The sequence below is a fragment of the Dolichospermum sp. LEGE 00240 genome, assembly GCF_015207875.1.
Lineage (GTDB): Bacteria > Cyanobacteriota > Cyanobacteriia > Cyanobacteriales > Nostocaceae > Dolichospermum > Dolichospermum gracile.
Window position 1 is genome coordinate 13,793 of sequence record NZ_JADEVZ010000009.1, and the last position, 19,168, is coordinate 32,960.

Here is a 19,168-nt window from a genome sequence, read left to right on the forward strand (position 1 = left end):
TAAGATATTAGGAGCGATCGCTGGATCATCCTCACTACCAAAACTACCACCGCGTAACGTTAGTTATTGATCAGGAGCAAGAGTTTCACTCCCTATCTCAAAATATTCTGTAACTACTGAACTTTGCTTAAATTTGATTACAAAATACAGACAAAAACCACTATTCTATGATTTGGCTACCATCGTTCCAGAATCAATACCCTAAATTAATAGATCCCCGACTTCTTGGAGAAGTCGGGGATCTGGGATCTATATCCTGAGCATGATTACAAGTGGAATTGATGAAGCACTGTACTCACTAAATGATGAGTAATAGGTAAACTATCTACCACCATTGCTAAACACAACAGCATCATGTAGGAAATGGAATACAAAAATAACTCGCGGGCGATGGTTTTATCTTCGGGATTTTGCAACAACCGCCAAGATTTATGGACAAATACTCCCCCTAAAGTCAAGGCAATAACAGCATAGACAATGCCACTGGCGTGTAAGGGGTAAAACAGCAAGATGGTTGCTGTGACAGTAATTACCGTATAAAACCAAATTTGCCTGACGGTGGCTTCATCGCCTACGACTACAGGCAACATGGGGATGCCTACCTTGGCGTAATCATCACGAATCATTAGTGCTAAAGCCCAGAAATGGGGGGGTGTCCATAAAAAGACAATGGCAAAGATGAGCCAAGCCGCCCAGCTTAAAGTATCTGTGACTGCCGCCCAACCGACTAAAGCGGGAATTGCTCCGGCTGCACCACCAATGACGATATTTTGAGTGCTATGACGTTTGAGCCAGTGAGTATAGACTAAAACATAAAAGATGATGCCAGAGAAGGCTAAGAATGCGGCTAAAAGATTGGCGCATACCGTGAGGAGGGTAAAAGAAAGTACAGCCAGGGCGATCGCAAAAATTAACGCATCCCGGGGTTGAATTTTCCCAGAGGGCATAGGACGATGGCGTGTCCGCTCCATGTCATAATCTATATCTCGGTCATAGATACAGTTAATGGTTTGGGCGCTGGCTGCTGCTAAAGTTCCACCAATCATGGTAATAATTAACAACCAAGGATCTACCTCACCTTTGGCAGCTATCCACATACTCCCAGCAGTAGTAATTAATAGCAGGGGAATAATTCGGGGTTTGGTTAGCTGGTAGTAACTTTGAACGACTTGGAGAAATGTGTCGTGTTGACGACGAGAGACATTAGTCTCAATCATGTTGGGTCTTTTTCCTTATTTTTCAAGAACTGGTCAGCAAACCGCTGTAAGCAGGAGTCAGGAGTCAGGAGTCAGGAGGAGGAAGAAGAAGGAGTCAGGAGTAAAACTGAGTTACTGTGTTGGTGACGGAGGAAGTAAACGATCCCGTAGTGATAAAACTGTAAATACTACCAAAGTCCCCAGTAAAGTCGCACCGATAGCTTGGTGAGAAACAGTGAGAGGTTCAACTTGTAAATGTAGACGGAAGGTAGCCACACCCAAGAGGAGTTGTAAAATCAACAAACCACCAGCCATATTTGCCAGTTTTCGCAAAGTCGGGTGCAGTGCGGGTGTTCGCCAAGAGATGAAAACAACTGCTAAAGTAGCGATGGTTGGCGGTACTAAGCCAAAAATATGGCTGTACATGACATCACAAAGTTGATAGCGAGGCGCTGCTGCCAGCAGTTCCCCTGCCAAACACTGGTGTAAAGCCCAACGCGAACCTACTATTGCACCCAGTAAACTTTGCAAGTAGACGCAAATAGCAGCAGTTAAACCCACCCAAGGCAACTTTCCTACTGTTCCCGTGCCTTGATAGGGACTCAAACTTGTGCCGATAATTAACAACGTGGTGAAAAATAGTAACGCTGTTCCTAAATGGGCGGTAACGATATCAAACCGCAATAATTCAGTTACAGTCAGTCCGCCCAGAATTCCTTGGAAGACGATTAAAAACAGGGCAAATGTGGATGCCCAAGGTAGCCATTTGGGTAAAGATTGACGATGCCACCAGGATAAACCACAAAGGGCGATCGCACTAAAACCAATTAAAGCTGCATCAAGGCGATGAAACCACTCCAAAAACACTTGGAGATTCATTTGCTTGGCTGGAACTAACTCCCCATAGCACAAAGGCCAGTCAGGGCAAGCAAGACCAGCATTCATCACGCGGGTAGCGCTGCCTATAGCCATCAAAATTAAGGTGGCTACGCATATTTTCCACACCAAGGGACGAATTATCTCCTGGGGCTGTCGTGCTACTGTGGCCGCTTTATTTTGTTGTTCTAGGACAAATTCATTCATTAACAATACCTTCGGACTGCTTGTGCAAGAACAGTTGAAAATTTTCTATCTTGATTTAGTACCAACCTCTACTCACCCTAACCTATAGGTCAAAATGTAGAAATCAGCTTTCCCTTACACTTTGGATCACTTTAGCTAGTTTTCGCTGTAAGATTTTGTGCTGTTTTGCAGATGGAAATAATTAACCAATGGGAATTAATGGAAATTTCTGAAAATTTTTGCCTAATTGTCATCTAACCTGGGCAAGACAACTTATCTCCCTTGTACTCAAAATTGTGTTCTTAATCGAAAAAATTAATAAAGATTTCAGACCAGCGGACACTATATCTCATTCCCTGCACTACCTTAGTAAGTAGAGTTACTTTAACAAGTGAAGTAACTTACAGATAAAAATGCCTTTACCATTTTTTGCTTTGTTGGGTTGCGCTGTTGCCTAACCCAACCTACGAATCGAAGGTATTGAGATAAAATAGTCAATTAATCACCAAATCAGCCGTGAAAATTCCAAATGCAATCTGGACATTACTCATTGGCATTGTCCTCACACTTGCCAGCCTCTGGTACGGTCAAAATCACGGTCTGTTACCTGTAGCGGCCTCCGACGAAGCCCCTTTGGTAGATGGTCTATTCAACACCATGATGACTGTTTCTACAGGCATATTTTTGATTGTTGAAGGTGTTTTAATTTACGCTGTTATTAGATATCGTCGTCGGGCTGGAGACAATGAAGATGGGCCAGCAATTGAAGGTAATGTACCTCTAGAGATACTGTGGACAGCGATCCCCGCAATTATCGTTGTTGGTATTTCTCTCTACAGTTTTGATGTGTATAACAACACTGGTGGCTTTGATCCCCATTCGGCTCATGCTGCCCCGATGATGGAAGATGCCATGAATATGCCGCGAACGGCAAGGGCTGCCGTTGTCCAGGTATCACAGTCAGATACAAGTTCTCGTGAAGTCAAAAAACCAGCAGAATTAACCATTAACGTCACTGGACTTCAATATGCTTGGTTGTTTAACTATCCAGACAAGGACGTAACAACGGGTGAACTGCATTTACCCATTGGCAAAACTGTGGAAATCAACATGACAGCGAATGATGTGATCCACGCGTTTTGGATTCCTGAATTTCGGGTAAAACAGGATGCTATTCCTGGTAGACAAACCCATTTGCGATTTACACCCAGAAAAGCGGGTGATTATGACCTAATTTGTGCTGAATTGTGTGGTCCATATCACGGGGTGATGAAAAGCCAAGTAGTTGTGGAGACACAGGAAGCTTTTGATAGTTGGATGCAAGAACAACTAATTGCTGCTAAAGATATCCCTAATCAAGCGGTGGCTGTTAATTCTATGTCCATGACTATGACTGCTGATGAATTTCTCTCTCCTTACACTCACGATATGGGCATTCACTCAGAAATTCTGCATCAAATTAAGTAGTTTAGGAATTACTTGAGTTGCAGCAGTTACAAAAAGAGATTTTGAACCTTTAAGTTATACATTCATGCAGGGGCAGGGGGCAGGGGGATAAAATTCTTTCTGACTCCTGAACTCCTGAACTCCTGATAGCGTTCACGTAGTGTGCCGAAGGCATAGCGTGGCGTTAGCCATACTCCTGACTCCTGACTCCTTTTTTAAAATATGACACAAGCGCAGTTAGAAGAAATTGCTAATGTTCCTAACCATGCTAAAGAACATGGGGAAAGGCATTGGCGAGACTTTTTCGGTTTTAGTACAGACCATAAGGTGATTGGGATTCAATATCTGGTAACATCCTTTGTTTTTTACTGCATTGGCGGCGTAATGGCTGATTTGGTGCGGACAGAATTACGGACTCCAGAGGTAGATTTTGTTACGCCAGAAATTTACAACAGTCTGTTTACTCTCCATGCCACAATCATGATTTTTTTGTGGATTGTACCAACGGGGGCGGGATTTGCGAACTATTTGATCCCGCTGATGATTGGGGCGAGAGATATGGCATTTCCGCGACTGAATGCAGTAGCTTTTTGGATGGTTCCCCCAGCAGGTGTATTACTGGTTGCTAGTTTGGCGGTAGGTGATGCCCCGGATGCTGGTTGGACTTCTTACCCACCTCTGAGTTTGGTGACAGGCCAGGTGGGTGAGGGGATTTGGATTATGAGTATCCTGCTTTTAGGAACTTCTTCGATTTTGGGGGCGATTAATTTTCTCGTCACCCTTTGGAAGATGCGTGTTCCCAGTATGGGTATCTTTCAAATGCCCTTGTTTTGTTGGGCGATGATTGCAACTTCGGCTTTGGTGTTGGTATCTACACCAGTGTTAGCTGCGGCTTTGATTTTGCTGGGTTTTGATTTGCTGGCAGGAACAACGTTTTTTAACCCGACTGGTGGGGGAGATCCTGTTGTTTACCAACATATGTTCTGGTTCTATTCTCATCCGGCGGTTTATATTATGATTTTGCCTTTCTTTGGGGCAATTTCGGAAATTCTGCCAATTCATGCCCGGAAACCGATTTTTGGCTATAAAGCGATCGCTTTTTCATCCCTAGCTATCAGCTTTTTAGGGTTAATCGTCTGGGCGCACCATATGTTTACCAGTGGTGTTCCCGGTTGGTTGCGGATGTTTTTCATGATCACGACGATGATCATCGCTGTCCCCACTGGTATTAAAATTTTCGGTTGGTTGGCAACTATTTGGGGTGGCAAAATCCGCCTCAACAGTCCTATGTTGTTTGCCATCGGCTTTTTAGCAACTTTCGTGATTGGTGGTATTAGTGGGGTCATGTTGGCCGCAGTTCCTTTTGATATTCACGTTCACGATACTTACTTTGTGGTGGCACATCTCCACTATGTTTTGTTTGGTGGCAGTGTGTTAGGGATTTTTGCGGCTATTTACCACTGGTTCCCAAAAATGACGGGACGGAAGCTGAACGAATTTTGGGGTCAGGTGCATTTTGCCCTCACCATGATTGGTTTAAATATGACTTTCTTACCCATGCACAAACTGGGATTAATGGGTATGAACCGCCGCATTGCGGAATATGATCCTAAGTTCACGTTTTTGAATGAAATCTGTACCTACGGGTCTTATATATTGGCGGTTTCGACCTTACCATTTATCATCAATGCGGTTTGGTCTTGGTTTTATGGGGAAAAAGCGGGGAATAATCCTTGGCAAGCGCTGACTTTGGAATGGATGACTTCTTCTCCTCCTAGTATTGAGAATTTTGAAACTCTCCCTGTTTTAACTACAGGTCCCTATGATTACGGGGTAAGTGAGGAACGGGTGGAAACTGAACCTGTGTTAACTCCCCAAACTGAATCAGCACTTTAGAAAAGGGACAGGGCGTAGGGGGAAGATTTTTCTGTTTTCTTCCTCCTGACAACTGACAACTGACAACTGACAACTGACAACTAAAAATTTATGCAAGGTCAAATTATTGACACGGCCACAACGGAATTAAGTCACCATACAACTGTTTCTCATCACGAGGAACATCCAGATCATCGTTTGACGGGTCTATTTATGTTTTTGGTGGCTGAGGGCATGATTTTTATGGGTTTGTTTGGTGCATACCTGACTTACCGTTCTACTATTCCTGTCTGGCCACCGACAGGGACACCGCATTTAGAATTGTTGTTACCAACTGTGAATACTTCTATTTTGATAGCTAGTAGTTTTGTGATGCACAATGCTGATACGGCTATTAAAAAGAATGATACGAAGGGAATGCAGCTTTGGTTGGCAATTACCGCAGCTATGGGGGCGATTTTTTTGGCGGGTCAGGTTTATGAATATACTCATTTGGAGTTTGGTCTGACTACCAATTTATTCGCTAGTACGTTTTATGTTTTGACTGGTTTTCATGGTTTGCACGTTACTATCGGCGTTTTAGCAATTTTAGCAGTTCTATGGCGATCGCTTACCCCCGGACACTACAGCAATGAAAACCGTTTCGGGATTGAAGCAGCGGAAATTTACTGGCACTTTGTAGACGTAATTTGGATTATTTTGTTCGGATTACTCTATTTACTCTAGGTATTTATTACTTAGTTGTTCACTCCACTCGAATAACCTACAGTCCCCCCCTCTTTGGGGGTTTTTTTGTTTGTACTGGTTATTATTTATGGTATAAGTATATAGGGTTTGCTGAAAAAGTTATCTGTGGAGACAGGGAACAGGGAACAGGGAACAGGGAACAGTTTCAAGAGTTAGATGGAAGCGATTTTTCCTTTGCATCCAACTTAAATGCAAGGTTTTCGAGTTCCCACGTCGTAAAATCTTGCACTTTTTGAAAATCAAAATGTCTAAAACCGTTTACCTGTAATGTTTTAAGATTTATTCAGCATCCCCTATATAGTAGACATCTCCGAAAAAGAATCTAAAACCCTTAACCTGTCTAGACGAAAACCTAATTTCTGGAGATGTCTAGTAGGTTGGGTTAAGCGACAGCGCAACCCAACATTATCAAAATTATCAAATATTTTGTTGGGTAACATTCTTACTTTTCTTTACACAGATTGGTTTTATTGTGTTCACCTACTTACCCATAAGTTTTGTGTCATCTGCAAAAACTCGGCAAACAAAGGTTCTCCAAAATTCATTAATCTCAGGGAAGGGATTTCATCAAACATATCTGGGTAAAAAGTGATCTGATATTCCTTACCTTTATAGATAAGTAACCAAGTTCTTTCCCCGTTTGGCTGAAAAATCACCCCAGCAGATGTTAAAATTGTTGATGTGGTAAATAAATGTTCAATGCTTTCTGGTGTAAAAGGAGTGGGTGGAATAGGCTTTTGAATTTCCGCTAAATCAGCATCCAAATCCATTGTCACCATTGCTTCAATTCCCGAACGTAGAGGCGCATCTAATACTGAATCAAACTCAGACATTAATACATCCTCTTCTTCTGGATCTGCACTCATTGCTGCTTGTTCAATGAATGTGGGAACTTTAGCTAAAATGGGTTGGAGATTACCAACAACTGTAGCAAAGGCGTTAATGCGATCGCGCAATTTTCTATAAACTTTTGCTTCTACAGTGCCATCATAATAAAAATTATGGATGCGGACAGTCTCATACCTTTGTCCAATTCTATCAATTCTGCCTATCCGTTGTTCTACTCGCATGGGATTCCAAGGCATATCATAATTGATTAATACCCCACAATTTTGCAAGTTTAACCCTTCTGAGGCTGATTCCGTACACAAAAGAATTTTAATTTCATCCTGGCGAAATTTGTGTTTAATTTCTTCTTTGGGAACTACACACCAACTTGGTTGGCTGTTGGCTGTTGACTGTTGGCTGTTGGCTGTTGACTGTTGGCTGTTGGCTGTTGACTGTTGGCTGTTGACTGTTGGCTGTTGACTGTTGGCTGTTGGCTGTTGGCTGTTGACTGTTGGCTGTTGGCTGTTGACTGTCAACTGTGAACCGTGAACTGTTAACTTTTAATAATTCCCCACCACGTCCAGAATAACAAGCCACTTGATTACCATATAATTCTTTTAAAGCATCTCGCAAATAGTCCATTGTGTCTGTGTATTGAGTAAAGACAATAGCACTTTCTCTTTGGCTTAATTCTTGACGTAAAATCTGAATAAAATGGGAAAGTTTACTATCTTCTCCTGTATTTTCAAATTGCTGTAATAAATCTTCTAAATATTGAATTTCCTGGGGGTCTACTTCTTCAAAGAAAGATTCCATTCCCGAAATTACTGCATCATTAGCTTCATCAATATCGGCATAATCATCTTCTGTAATAAAACTGCCTTGTTTAGTTAATAAACAATCTAAACCCCGTTGTAAAGATGCTTTGATAGCGTAGAATGAACTGGTTAAACGTTTCCTATACAAAGTCATCAAAAAACCGCGACAGGTACGCTGATCTTTTTGTGCTAGTCTGTAAAAATGACGGACATAATTACTAACAGCTTGGTAAAGCGGAACTTCACGGTTAATTTCTAAACTAATGGCATTATCTTGCACAATTCTACTAGGAATATCTTGGGCTAATAATCCGCGTTGATAATATTGTCTCAATGTATCGCGGGTATGACGAAACATCAAATCTTTTAAAGGGGTATTAACTGTTAAATATTGTCGAGAAGTATTAATAAAATTTTCATCTGCTAATAATTGTTTATGATTAGAGATTTTCCTACCTCGTTCCCATAAATCCTGCATTTTATAAGCAATATTTCTATCTTGTTGGTTTAAAAATTGCTGTAATCGAGAACAAGGTTTCCCTCCTTGTTGAAAATAGTCATTAGACATGACTTGCCAAAAGTTTAGGATTTCTGGTTTTACACTACTTGGTAATGATTCAAAATAATTACAAAAATTATCTCCATAACTCCAATGTCCTTGTATTCCTAGTAAACTTAATAAATCAAAAACTTCTATAGCATCAATTTGCATGGGAGTAGCAGAAAGCAGAATTAAGGCTTGAGTTTTATCCTTTAATTGCTGCATTAATTCTAATAACCGATTGGGTGTTTCTTTGCGATTTTGAGGGCTTTTTCTTCTAGCGTGGTGTGCTTCATCTAATATCACTAAATCCCAAGGTTCTGCGGCTAGTAATTCCTGCATTCTTTCTTTTCTCCGCACTAAATGGGAAGAAGCGAGAATTAAATCTTGGCTATTCCAGGGATTTATTAACTGTTGATTGTTGACTGTGGAATGTTGACGGTATTGTTCAGTTAATAGTGAACTGTGAACTGTGAACAAATTTTGATTGTAACTCCAAAAATGTAAATTGAATTTTTCTCTTAATTCTTCTTGCCATTGGGGTTGGACACTTGCAGGGGAAAGGATGAGTACCCGTTTGGCTTTTTTAGCTAACAAGAGATAACGTAAAATTAGTCCTGTTTCAATAGTTTTACCTAATCCAACTTCGTCAGCAATAAGAAAACTTTTAGGAAAGGTTTCTGCTACCCGACGCAATATTTTAATTTGGTGTGGCCAGGGTTTTATGGGAATTGATTTTAAACAAAAGTCTAAACATCCAGGATGTTGATGAATATTCGCTAGTTGGTAAAATGCTTGTTTTTCCTGTTCGTTGATGGCTGTTAATTGTTGACTGTTGACTGTTAACTGTTGCCTGTTGACTGTTGACTGTTGGTTGTTGACTGTGTTTTGTTGGTTATCTGTGAACTGTGAACCGTCAACTGTGAACCGTGAACTGTCATCAAATTCAATTTGAGGATTCCAGGTAGGTTTAGATGTTGGGGCATAATTTAACAGTTTTTGTTGCACTGCTTCGGGAATTTCAAATACGCGCACATTGGGGGATAAGTTATACCACAGTTGTTCAAATCTGGAAACTTCTTCTTCTACTCTATCTAATTCTCTTCCTCCTTCCCAAGAACAATAAACGTGAAAGGATTCGACGTTTTTCTCCCAACCGGCAATAGATTCGTTATTAGAACCATTAAATGCTAATTTATCACCGTTGCTATCTGTAAAGATGCCAACTTTTTCATGAAATATATGTTGAGGATCTAGTTGTTGTATGCTATCTTCTGGAAGTCCATTTTCCTGCAGAGGAATGGCTATTTTGATGTCGATATATTGATTTTGAATTAACCAACTGAGTATTTCTAAATGTTTGAGTTGGGCAAAGTTTTCGGGTGGTGTTAAGTCGGCATCTAAACGAATTAGTAAAGCATCCCGTAATGTGTATCCTTGTTCTATTGCTTGCAAGTCTTGGGGACTAAATTGGCATCCCATCATTAACCGAATTTTGCCTTGATTGTGTAACATTGCCCCTAAACCCCGCGCTACTTTACTTAAGATAGCGCTGCTAAAAAAGCCTGATTTTCTGTCATATTGGATGGCAGATTCTAAGGCAGGAATATAGAAGTCAGCAATGGTATTATGGGTGTTGCTGGAGTAGCTAATTTTCCAAGAGGTATCGCGTAGAGTTTTCAATTTTCTAACCAGTTATCTAATTTTAAATTGGGAATATTGATAAAATCTTTAGTCGTTATCCTAATTATCAATTGAGTCTATAATTCTACCTTGATAAGTATGGCGTTCTTGGTCAATTTCTGCAAATATTTGGGTTAATTCAGGTTGATTTTTCCAAGTACCGAATAATTTATTTACTTTAGCTAGTCTCTCCTGTTCTGTTAATGGTTGTTTTGGTTTTCTGATTTGATTTTCAATAAATTCTAAGTCTACTATTTCTAAGTCTACTATGATTTCTGTTCCATCTGGAATATTGTTAAGTTGTTCTAATATTTCTATATTCTGTCCCCGTTTTATGCATCTTACTTTCATTTTCAATCTCCTGTGATTAATAGTTATTAATTGACTGTTTAATTGTCTGTGAGTTGTCAGGATTTTTTTGTCTGAATCAGGATAACCATGATTTTAGGATTTTCAGGATTGTTATTTATGAATTGTCTGTGAGTTGATAACATTTTATTTGTCTGAATCAGGATTTACAGGATTTAAGGATTTACGGGATTGTTATTTATGAATTGTTGGTGAGTTGTCAGGATTTTTTTGTCTGAATCAGGATATCCAGGATTTAAGGATTTTCAGGATTGTTATTGATGAATTGTCTGTGAGTTGTAAATATTTAATTGTCAGAATCAGGATTTACAGGATTTGAGGATTTTCAGGATTGTTATTGATGAATTGTCTGTGAGTTGTAAATATTTAATTGTCAGTTTACTCTCTTTATTATATTACATAAATTCAATCAATTATGATCCTCACAAATAAACCCATCCTGTAAATCCTCTAATCCTGGAAATCCTGATTCAGACAAAAATTAACATCCTGTAAATCCTGATTAGGATTGCTATATAACTTCCCAATCTTCAAATTTTAAACCTTCAATTCGGCTAAATTCTCTCACATTATGAGTTACTAATATTAAATTATTCGCTAAAGCAATAGTAGCAATTTGGATATCATTTCCTAGATCATCTTCTGCAAAATCAATATCAGCACAAGCGCCATATAAATTAAGTATTCCCCCAGAATGAAGCATATTTTTTTGTTTTAAAAATTCCTGAAATTCAGCATTAGAAAAAAAATTGAGCATATCTCGTAACTCATCAAAATTAATCAATCCATCTTTAAAGGCATCTAACACAAGATTAGCCAGGATTTTTTGTGGTAAATTACTCCATGTATCTTGTATCTTTTCCGTTAATGTATCTGGTAAATCAATTGTAATTTGCATAATTTAAAAATCTCCTAACCCTACATTTTTATTTTACAGTAACAATTCTCATTTTAAGATTTGATTACATAAAAAGCCTTGCATAATAAAGAGTTAATAATTCTTAATAATTTTAGCGTTCGCTTGCAGTAGCAATACACTCTCGCTGGAATGACGCAAACTGGTTTCAAAATGAGAATTACTAACCGTTATCAGTTATAATTGCTTAATTGCACTTATTAAAATTCCCAAAATCTTTTTCACATCCTTGATATAATATTCAGTTAAATCAATAGAAACTACTTTATCTTCTAACTTCAAAAACTGCCAAATAGTACCTATAGTCACAGCACCATAAATAATCTTAATCGCATTTTGTTTTTGTTCATTAAACAATTGAGCAGCCAACATTTCAGCTATACATTGAGCCAAACCTGATTTCAAGTTTTCATTTTTACTTTCTACCAATGTAATTACAGGTGCGCGGACAAAAAGCTGTTCTTTAGAAAGACTAATCAGAAAATCACAAAAACCATTTAACCCTTGTTGATTATCAACATTAAAATCTACCCCAGAAAATAAACTGATTTCATTATTTAACTTTCTTCTTACTTCCAGTAAAATTGGACTAATTATCATTTCAGAACGGGCTTTTTCGGTATTAATTGAAACAGCTAAATCAACGTTTTCCTTGAGGATTGTTGTTAGTAAATCACTAGATTCTTCCTCTGGAACATTTCCAAATAATCCTGATACTTCGTTTAATGTCAATTCAAATTTTTGGATAATTTCACTTAATTTAAAATCACTGTAAACCATTACTATTACCTTTGATTAATTACACCACAGTCAATAGTGAAAAACCTCAATCTCCTAATAATACCCTAATCGCTTTTAACGCTTGACTACGCTTCCCATTACTAATCTTAGCAAACCAATAATGGGATTCCTCATAACTCATGGCTTTTATTCCTTGGGCAATATTAGCAATTCTTTCAGGTTTAGAAAGTGGTTGCACCGTCTGAAATAACAAAGCTAAATTTATCCCTGTTTCCTCACTTAAAACATAAGGACTTTGGCAGTTACTCCCGGTTCTCGTGCCGCAATGGGGCAATCTTTAAATGCGATCGCTCGGATCCTTACCAGCAATGAATTCCATTCTGGCAGTGTTAAAGTCCGCAGCGGTGAAGGTGGTAAAGATAGAACTGTTTATTTACCAGATGGAGTTTTACCAATTATCGAAGATTGGTTAGAAATTGGAGTTGAGACTAAATCTTTTTTTTGTGAGGAAACCGACGATAACCCCGGATTCGATAATCTAACACTCTAAAGGGTATATCTTTGTCAGGGTCGGTTTGAAATTCGATATGTAGAACTAATTCATCTGATTGTAATAGTATTAATGAGTCGGCTCTAATTGGTTCATTAGATAATTCTGTAGGACTAAGTTCTGTTAATTTAATTGGTGAACCTAGTACCGCAGGGCGGAAGTCAAAAGTCAAAAGTCAAAAGTCAAAACTAATGTACAGTAGGCTTTTTGGCGATTGAATATGGTTGCTTTATTTACGCCGTGATGTACTAGTAACCATGTTGCTAAGTCGTCTTTGAAGTTTTCAGCTAGAAATTTGCAGATATTATCATACATAAGTAACAAAGTAATTTAGCATATACTGAAAATGGCTTAATCGTTTGATTCCATAGGGTAAAGTTAAACGGGCGGTTAGAAACCGCGTCTACACAGACAAAACCCACCTGCGTGGGTTTCAAATCCTTGATTTTTTCTGAGTCCGCGCAGGCGGACTTTGTTTGTATAACTGCGTTTGCCCTTGGCGTGGCGAAGCCATATTCCATTCGCCAAGCCTTAATTTGACACCAATGAGCTTATGCTTTACCCCTACTAAATCTAAATCTCAACCTCTACACATCTAGGTTAAGTCTTTTAAAAATCCCTAACGGACTTCGTTCAAACTCTCAATTTGTTTAGTAAACATCTCTGTAAACAAACTCATGACTGTCCGTTCTTCTCGGACTTTAATATTAGCAGTAATAGACATACCGGACTGTAAGGATATTTTTCTATCTTGATTGGTGAGACTTAATTGTTGTTTATCTAACTTGATTTTGGCTGGAAATCTATAAAATTGATGGTTTTGGTCGGGAGGTAAAGCATCTGAACCAATACTAATTACTTTACCTTTGATATCACCAAATTCACTAAAGGGAAAGGAGTCAATTCTCACATCTACATTCATACCTTTCCTCACAAAACCAATATCTTTATTGGTGATGAAAACTTCGGCTATGAGACTGTCTTTGGGGACGATTTGCAGTAATTTTTGGGTAGAATTGGCAACAAAACCCGGATTTTTAGCTTGTAAATCGAAAACTACACCTCCTACTGGAGCGCGGAGTTCTTGATATCTAACATTTAATTGTGTTTGGGATATCTTACTATTAATATCTGCTAAACGCTGTTCATTGTCCAGGATAATTTTCATGAATTGACTATCAATTTCCGCAATCCGTTGTTTGTTAGCACCGATTTTTTCCAAAATAGTTTTATCAGAACTAGCAACCGTATTGGTTAATTGCTCTTTTCCCTTATCAATCTCAAATTGTAGTCGTTTTGCTTCTTCCTGCAATTGTGATATTTCTGCTGAAAGGGTTTGTACCTGTTGTTTCTGATTCAGATATTGCAGTTTAGAAATTCCACCTTCTTCAGCTAAGGTTTTGAGACTAGCTAAAATCTGACTTTGAATTGCTAAACCATTTTTAGTATCTTGCAGTTTAAATCTGGTTTGAGAAAGTTGTTTTCGGGTTTTTTCAACTTCCAAATCTGCGGCTTTGGAACGAGATGCTAATTCTGTTTTTGCAACTGCTAATAATTGTTGTTCATCAATTCCTGTACCTGCTGCTCCTGGTAAATTTCTTAATTGAGAACGTAATAGTTCATTTTCTGTTACTAAAGAAGCGCGACTTTTGAGCAAAAAAGCTGATTCTCCTGGTAGTTTACGGCGTAAAAATGCTATTTCAGTATCTATTCCGGTACTTGCTCCCATTAAGCGACGATAGATATTGTTCTCTTGAATTAAGGCTAATCGAATCTTATTCAATGAATTTAATTCGGCTAAGGTTGCAATGGAATCAAAAGTTAATAATAAATCTCCTTTTTTTACCTCTTTACCATCTTTGACATACAGTGCTTTTACAACTCCATTTATGGGAGCTTGTACGTCTTTGACTGTTCCTTCTGGTTTTAATTGTCCTGTGGCGGGAACTACTTGCTCAATTTTCGCTAAACAAGCCCAAATAATCCCAAAACAGGCTAATCCCATGAGAGTAATCATGATGGTTCGTGACCAAATCGGGGATTGGCGTAAAACTACAGATTGCTCGAAGTTATTAAAATTAAAATCGGGTTTTGGCTGTTTAGGAGCGGGTTTGGGTGGTGTTAATACTTGTGCATCTCTATAAGAACTGTTACCATTTCCGTTGCCGTTGCCGTTGGTGTAACTACCATTAAGTTGAGTCATAATAATTTGGGATTTGGGATTTTAGATTGAATATTTAGTGGTGTGTAATTTTAGAGTTTGAAAGGTCTAATGTATGACTTGCTTTTGTTAGTTTTCTCGGTTTCCTACTCTGTATAGGAATGAATTATATAACGGCTTTAGGCAGAGCCTCTGTAATGGCATTCCCAGTCAGAGACTGGGAACGAGATGAACAGGGTAAAGCATGAGCTAAACCCCTACAACTAACTAACAAATTACAAGTTTACTTCCTGTTGTTGATAAAGGTAGAAATAATGACCTTTAGCGGCCATGAGTTCTTGATGACTACCTTGTTCTATCATTCTACTATTATCCATGACGACGATAGTATCGGCATTACTAACTGTATTTAAACGGTGGGTAATGAAGAAGACTGTGTTGCCTTTGAAGGCGCGAGCTAAGTTCAGACAAATTTGCCTTTCTGTGGGATAATCTAGGGCGCTGGTGGCTTCGTCTAAAACTAAGATTTTAGGTCTTTGTAATACAGAACGAGCGATCGCAATTCTCTGTCTTTGTCCACCAGAAAGGGCTGATCCCCGTTCCCCAACTCTTGTATTATAACCATTGGGCAAGGTCATAATAAATTCATGTGCAACAGCAATTTCTGCGGCTTCAATGATTTCTTCCGTTGTGGCATCAGGATTTGTTAAGGCAATATTTTCTTGAACTGTGCCATCGAATAAGAGCGTATCTTGGGGAACTACACCAATTTGCCGCCGCAGCGAATAAAGTTCGACTTTGGCAATGTCGTAACCATCAACTAAAATTCTGCCAGATTCTGCGTCATAAAGTCTGAGCAGTAATTTCATCATTGTACTTTTGCCTGAACCACTTTGTCCGACAATGCCTACAAATTTACCTGCGGCAAATTCGACGCTAACATTGCTGAGTTGTAGTGGTCCGCTGGCAGCAAATCGGAAGGAAACGTTTTCATATTTAACAGCACCGTTTACAGCAGGAAGGGGAATATTATTCCGATCTATTTCTGCCTCTTGTGGTGTGTCCACAATATCACTTAATCGTTCTAAGGATAAACCAGTTTCTTGGAAGTTTTGCCAGATTTGCGCCAACCGTAAGATCGGGGTGGTAACGTAACTAGAAATAATCCGAAAGGCAATTAATTCTCCTAATGTTAATTCTCCTTGCAAAACTAAATAAGCTCCCACCCACAAAACTAATAAACTACTAAGTTTGCTGAGAAACTGACTGGTTGAATTAGCTAATGTGGAAGTCAGCACAGTTTTAAAACCGGCAGCGACAAACTTAGCGTATTTCTTTTGCCAAGAAAACCGAGAGCGTAATTCAATATTTTGGGCTTTAACTGTTTGAATACCTGACATAACCTCAACCAAATAAGATTGAGTTTCGGCATTCCGTTCAGCCTTAGTTCTTAATTGTCTACTGACTGTGGGAGCAGCGATTAATGTCACTACCACAAACAGAGGAATTGTCCCTAATCCGACGAAAGTTAGTTGCCAACTGTAAAACAACATGACAACTATATAAACAACGGAAAATAGGGCATCTAACACTACTGTTAAAGCCGTACCGGTGAGAAACTGACGGATGTTTTCTAATTCATTAATTCTGGTGGATAGTTCACCAACTGGGCGTTTATCAAAATAGCGCAGTGGTAAGCGCAGTAAGTGGTCAATAATTTGTGACCCCAAACTCATATCAATGCGGTTGGTGGTATCTACAAATAGGTAAGTCCGCAAGGTGGTTAATACTGCTTCAAATACACCCACTGCTAATAGTAATACTCCTAGAATATTCAGGGTACTAATACTATTTTGGACGATGACTTTATCAATGATTAGCTGAATAACCAGAGGATTAGCGAGGGCAGCTAGTTGGACGAAGAAGGAAGCAATAAATACTTCTATCAGTACCCGGCGGTAACGTGATAAGTAAGGAACAAACCACCCTAAACCAAAGCGTTCTTTCGGTGTTTCTTTGGTTGCACTCAGTAATAAAACTCTAACTTGTGGTTGCAGATTAGCATCATCGGTTTCTAATTCTTCTACTAATTGATTAATTTGGCAGTTGATAATGCCTTGAGATGGTAAACCCAAAACTACTGTTTTTCTATCTACTGCATAGAGGACAGCAAAACTGTCACGATAGCGAATTAATGCTGGTGTCGGAATCCGATTGATGGAAACAGCAGGAACATCAACTAGCTGGGATTTAAGTCCAATTAGTTCGCATAAATAAGCGCAAACTTGAAAAGATATACTCCCTTGACGCTTAATTTGGTCGTTTAAAATGCGGCGGACTACTTCTTTCCGAAAGGGCATTTCTAAATGCTTGGATAGCATTTGAAAACAAGCTAGAGTGGCATCTAATTCTCCTTGTCCCCGGAAAAATGGATAGTTTTGATTTTTAAATTGCTTGTTTGATGTGGTGGGGGGAACAAATTCTGGTTCTTGGGCGTAGGGAATTTCCGAATCTACTCTGCTATCTGATATAGTTTCTAATGTTTCTGATTCGATGGTAACACCATCAAGTAATGATAGGTCTTGAGGATTAATGCCCAATAGGCGGAGAGGAATGTTGCTTTTAACTTCAATTACGTCGGTTTCTAGGCGAGAATTGGGTGGGAAATTGGGTAGGGAACTAGGACCACTCACGAACCATACGCGATCGCTATCTAATTCTCTTAAAGCAGTTTTTCCTGGTGATAAATAATGAATTTTTGCTTCTAATTGAGCCTGTTGGGTAATGTCTTTGAGGTTGTGATTGACTAAGGCTTTTTGTGCTACCTGGGAACTCAAAATATCAAATATTTCAATGAGGTAACTTATGTGTTGACGAGCTTTAGCAAAGCCTGGATTGCGGTTGAGAAATTGGAAATAATCTGCAGCTTTCCAGGTTAAACAGATGACTTCTGTGGAAGCGATCGCGGTTTCACAAGGAAGTTCACGTAACCAAGAAATTTCGCCAATTATTGCCCCTGGTTGCAGTAATTTTAAGGTAGTTGGTAATTGGTTTTGGGGATTATATCCCAATAGTCTGACGTTACCTTGATAAAGAATAGCGATCCTTTCTGGTAGTTGTTCTTTACCAATAATCTTCTGTCCTATGCGATAACGTAATGGCTGGAGAATTTGTGATGATGCGAGTTTGTTAATTTCCTCCTTTGATAATTGATCAAATCCTTCAATACTGGCAATGAATTCTTCAAAGGTACTCTGGGTATAAGTCATATTGATTGAGTTATCTATTTCACTTTATATTGGCGATTTACATGGTCTGGATCTGACATTTTTTTTCTGTCATTTGTGCTTGTAACCACTGATTAAATCGTTCATTTAGTAACCTTTGTCCCATGGAACGATCTAGTTGGGCTGGTAGGATTTTTTCTAAGCGAACAATTACTATCACGTTATTGATTTGAGTTGGGGGTGATAGTTGTTGTGGTTGACTTTTGGAGAGGATACTCACCAATGTGGGATGGAGGGATTGTAAATCTATCGGTCCGACTAAGCCATCTGTTTGGGATTCTGGCCCTTGGGCGTATTCCCGTGCTAATTCTGCAAAAGATTGTTCACCCTCTTGAATACGAAAGTAGATTTCTTGGGCGATACCAACTTCTGAGGTGGTAATTAGGGAATAAATTACCCTATCTAACTGGCTTTTCCGTTGCAAAAAGTAGGAGTTTAAATCCCTTCCCCAGGTTTCCTCTTTGAACTTTTCTAGTTTCAATTGTCGTACCGCCATGATTTTCAGTTTTTGGAAACTTTCGCTGTGTGGTTCTAGTCCCTGATATTGTTGGGCTAATTGTTCACAGGCTAGTTGTTCCTCTTCTGGGGTACAGACAATTTCTGCGATCGCTTGATCAATAAGTATTTCCTTAATTAATAGCGGTAGTAGCTGGTATTCCGACAATAATGATAAAACCTCTGTGGGCTGGAGGATGCGATCGCCCAATTGTAGAACTTGATTCATATTACTTGTAATCAGGTTTGTCACCATTGTTAATTTCTCTTCAAAAGATAATAGAATTAGATTGTCACCAAGTTATATTTTGGTTAAATTATACAATTTATGACAACTTTACTCTGCTTTGGTTTCAGTGTAGTATTTAAATACTAATTATTTGCCAATAACCAAAAGTTGATTTTTGGGCATTTAAGTAGTCAGAGTGTTGATGTTTGGATATTATCGTACCA

The 19,168-nt window shown here is 38.9% G+C and carries 14 protein-coding genes and 2 pseudogenes; 4 read left to right on the top strand and 12 right to left on the bottom strand.

Going from position 1 to position 19,168, the window contains the following annotated elements:
• Positions 1–266 precede the first annotated feature (266 nt).
• Positions 267–1,217, bottom strand: coding sequence for a heme o synthase (locus tag IQ226_RS04785; RefSeq protein WP_193892739.1), 951 nt, complete (start codon positions 1,215–1,217; stop codon positions 267–269).
• Positions 1,218–1,328: 111 nt separating this feature from the next.
• Entirely contained in the window at positions 1,329–2,279 is a 951-nt protein-coding gene (locus IQ226_RS04790) for a heme A synthase (protein WP_193892742.1), read from the bottom strand.
• Positions 2,280–2,774: 495 nt separating this feature from the next.
• On the opposite strand from IQ226_RS04790, the gene IQ226_RS04795 reads away from it, so the two are divergent.
• The 3 genes from IQ226_RS04795 to IQ226_RS04805 all read left to right on the top strand — a co-directional run bounded on the left by IQ226_RS04795 (position 2,775) and on the right by IQ226_RS04805 (position 6,305).
• Positions 2,775–3,725, top strand: a complete 951-nt coding sequence (locus IQ226_RS04795) for a cytochrome c oxidase subunit II (protein ID WP_193892745.1) — start codon at positions 2,775–2,777, stop codon at positions 3,723–3,725.
• 201 nt (positions 3,726–3,926) lie between these two features.
• Positions 3,927–5,600, top strand: a complete 1,674-nt coding sequence (gene ctaD / locus IQ226_RS04800) for a cytochrome c oxidase subunit I (protein ID WP_193892748.1) — start codon at positions 3,927–3,929, stop codon at positions 5,598–5,600.
• A gap of 90 nt (positions 5,601–5,690) precedes the next feature.
• Positions 5,691–6,305, top strand: coding sequence for a heme-copper oxidase subunit III (locus IQ226_RS04805; protein ID WP_193892751.1), 615 nt, complete (start codon positions 5,691–5,693; stop codon positions 6,303–6,305).
• A 497-nt stretch (positions 6,306–6,802) separates the two neighbouring features.
• On the opposite strand, the gene IQ226_RS04810 is transcribed toward IQ226_RS04805, so the two are convergent.
• The 6 genes and pseudogenes from IQ226_RS04810 to IQ226_RS04835 form a co-directional block, all read right to left on the bottom strand.
• Positions 6,803–7,477, bottom strand: a complete 675-nt coding sequence (locus tag IQ226_RS04810; RefSeq protein WP_228039251.1) for a helicase-related protein — start codon at positions 7,475–7,477, stop codon at positions 6,803–6,805.
• A gap of 34 nt (positions 7,478–7,511) precedes the next feature.
• The gene (locus tag IQ226_RS04815) at positions 7,512–10,196 is read right to left on the bottom strand and encodes an SNF2-related protein (protein ID WP_193892754.1); all 2,685 of its coding nucleotides are present in this window, start codon (positions 10,194–10,196) and stop codon (positions 7,512–7,514) included.
• 60 nt (positions 10,197–10,256) lie between these two features.
• Entirely contained in the window at positions 10,257–10,547 is a 291-nt protein-coding gene (locus IQ226_RS04820) for a hypothetical protein (RefSeq protein ID WP_193892757.1), read from the bottom strand.
• A 529-nt stretch (positions 10,548–11,076) separates the two neighbouring features.
• Complete coding sequence (locus tag IQ226_RS04825) at positions 11,077–11,463, bottom strand: UPF0175 family protein (RefSeq protein WP_193892760.1); 387 nt, start codon at positions 11,461–11,463, stop codon at positions 11,077–11,079.
• 195 nt (positions 11,464–11,658) lie between these two features.
• Positions 11,659–12,261 (bottom strand): hypothetical protein, encoded by a 603-nt coding sequence (locus IQ226_RS04830; RefSeq protein WP_193892763.1) that lies wholly within the window; start codon positions 12,259–12,261, stop codon positions 11,659–11,661.
• A gap of 46 nt (positions 12,262–12,307) precedes the next feature.
• A pseudogene (locus IQ226_RS04835) lies at positions 12,308–12,526 on the bottom strand (hypothetical protein); the annotation flags it as partial.
• Here IQ226_RS04835 and IQ226_RS24900 point away from each other — a divergent pair.
• Complete coding sequence (locus IQ226_RS24900; RefSeq protein ID WP_228039247.1) at positions 12,518–12,772, top strand: hypothetical protein; 255 nt, start codon at positions 12,518–12,520, stop codon at positions 12,770–12,772. The pseudogene IQ226_RS04835 and the gene IQ226_RS24900 sit on opposite strands and share 9 nt — an antisense overlap.
• On the opposite strand, the pseudogene IQ226_RS25845 reads toward IQ226_RS24900, so the two are convergent.
• The 4 genes and pseudogenes from IQ226_RS25845 to IQ226_RS04855 all read right to left on the bottom strand — a co-directional run.
• Positions 12,720–13,087, bottom strand: a pseudogene (locus IQ226_RS25845) (hypothetical protein); the annotation flags it as partial. The gene IQ226_RS24900 and the pseudogene IQ226_RS25845 sit on opposite strands and share 53 nt — an antisense overlap.
• A gap of 304 nt (positions 13,088–13,391) precedes the next feature.
• Positions 13,392–14,975, bottom strand: coding sequence for an HlyD family efflux transporter periplasmic adaptor subunit (locus tag IQ226_RS04845; protein WP_193892766.1), 1,584 nt, complete (start codon positions 14,973–14,975; stop codon positions 13,392–13,394).
• Between the two features lie 233 nt (positions 14,976–15,208).
• Positions 15,209–18,202: a peptidase domain-containing ABC transporter gene (locus IQ226_RS04850; RefSeq protein ID WP_193892769.1), complete on the bottom strand. Its 2,994-nt coding sequence runs from the start codon at positions 18,200–18,202 to the stop codon at positions 15,209–15,211.
• 37 nt (positions 18,203–18,239) lie between these two features.
• Positions 18,240–18,944, bottom strand: a complete 705-nt coding sequence (locus IQ226_RS04855; protein WP_193892772.1) for a peptidylprolyl isomerase — start codon at positions 18,942–18,944, stop codon at positions 18,240–18,242.
• Between the last annotated feature and the right edge of the window lie 224 nt (positions 18,945–19,168).

Excerpts from the sequence above, each read along its gene's own strand:
- IQ226_RS04785 (WP_193892739.1), bottom strand. The coding sequence starts at position 1,217 with ATGATTGAGACTAATGTCTCTCGTCGTCAACACGACACATTTCTCCAA.
- IQ226_RS04790 (WP_193892742.1), bottom strand. The coding sequence starts at position 2,279 with ATGAATGAATTTGTCCTAGAACAACAAAATAAAGCGGCCACAGTAGCA.
- ctaD (WP_193892748.1), top strand. The coding sequence starts at position 3,927 with ATGACACAAGCGCAGTTAGAAGAAATTGCTAATGTTCCTAACCATGCT.
- IQ226_RS04805 (WP_193892751.1), top strand. The coding sequence starts at position 5,691 with ATGCAAGGTCAAATTATTGACACGGCCACAACGGAATTAAGTCACCAT.
- IQ226_RS04820 (WP_193892757.1), bottom strand. The coding sequence starts at position 10,547 with ATGAAAGTAAGATGCATAAAACGGGGACAGAATATAGAAATATTAGAA.
- IQ226_RS04825 (WP_193892760.1), bottom strand. The coding sequence starts at position 11,463 with ATGCAAATTACAATTGATTTACCAGATACATTAACGGAAAAGATACAA.
- IQ226_RS04830 (WP_193892763.1), bottom strand. The coding sequence starts at position 12,261 with ATGGTTTACAGTGATTTTAAATTAAGTGAAATTATCCAAAAATTTGAA.
- IQ226_RS04845 (WP_193892766.1), bottom strand. The coding sequence starts at position 14,975 with ATGACTCAACTTAATGGTAGTTACACCAACGGCAACGGCAACGGAAAT.
- IQ226_RS04850 (WP_193892769.1), bottom strand. The coding sequence starts at position 18,202 with ATGACTTATACCCAGAGTACCTTTGAAGAATTCATTGCCAGTATTGAA.
- IQ226_RS04855 (WP_193892772.1), bottom strand. The coding sequence starts at position 18,944 with ATGAATCAAGTTCTACAATTGGGCGATCGCATCCTCCAGCCCACAGAG.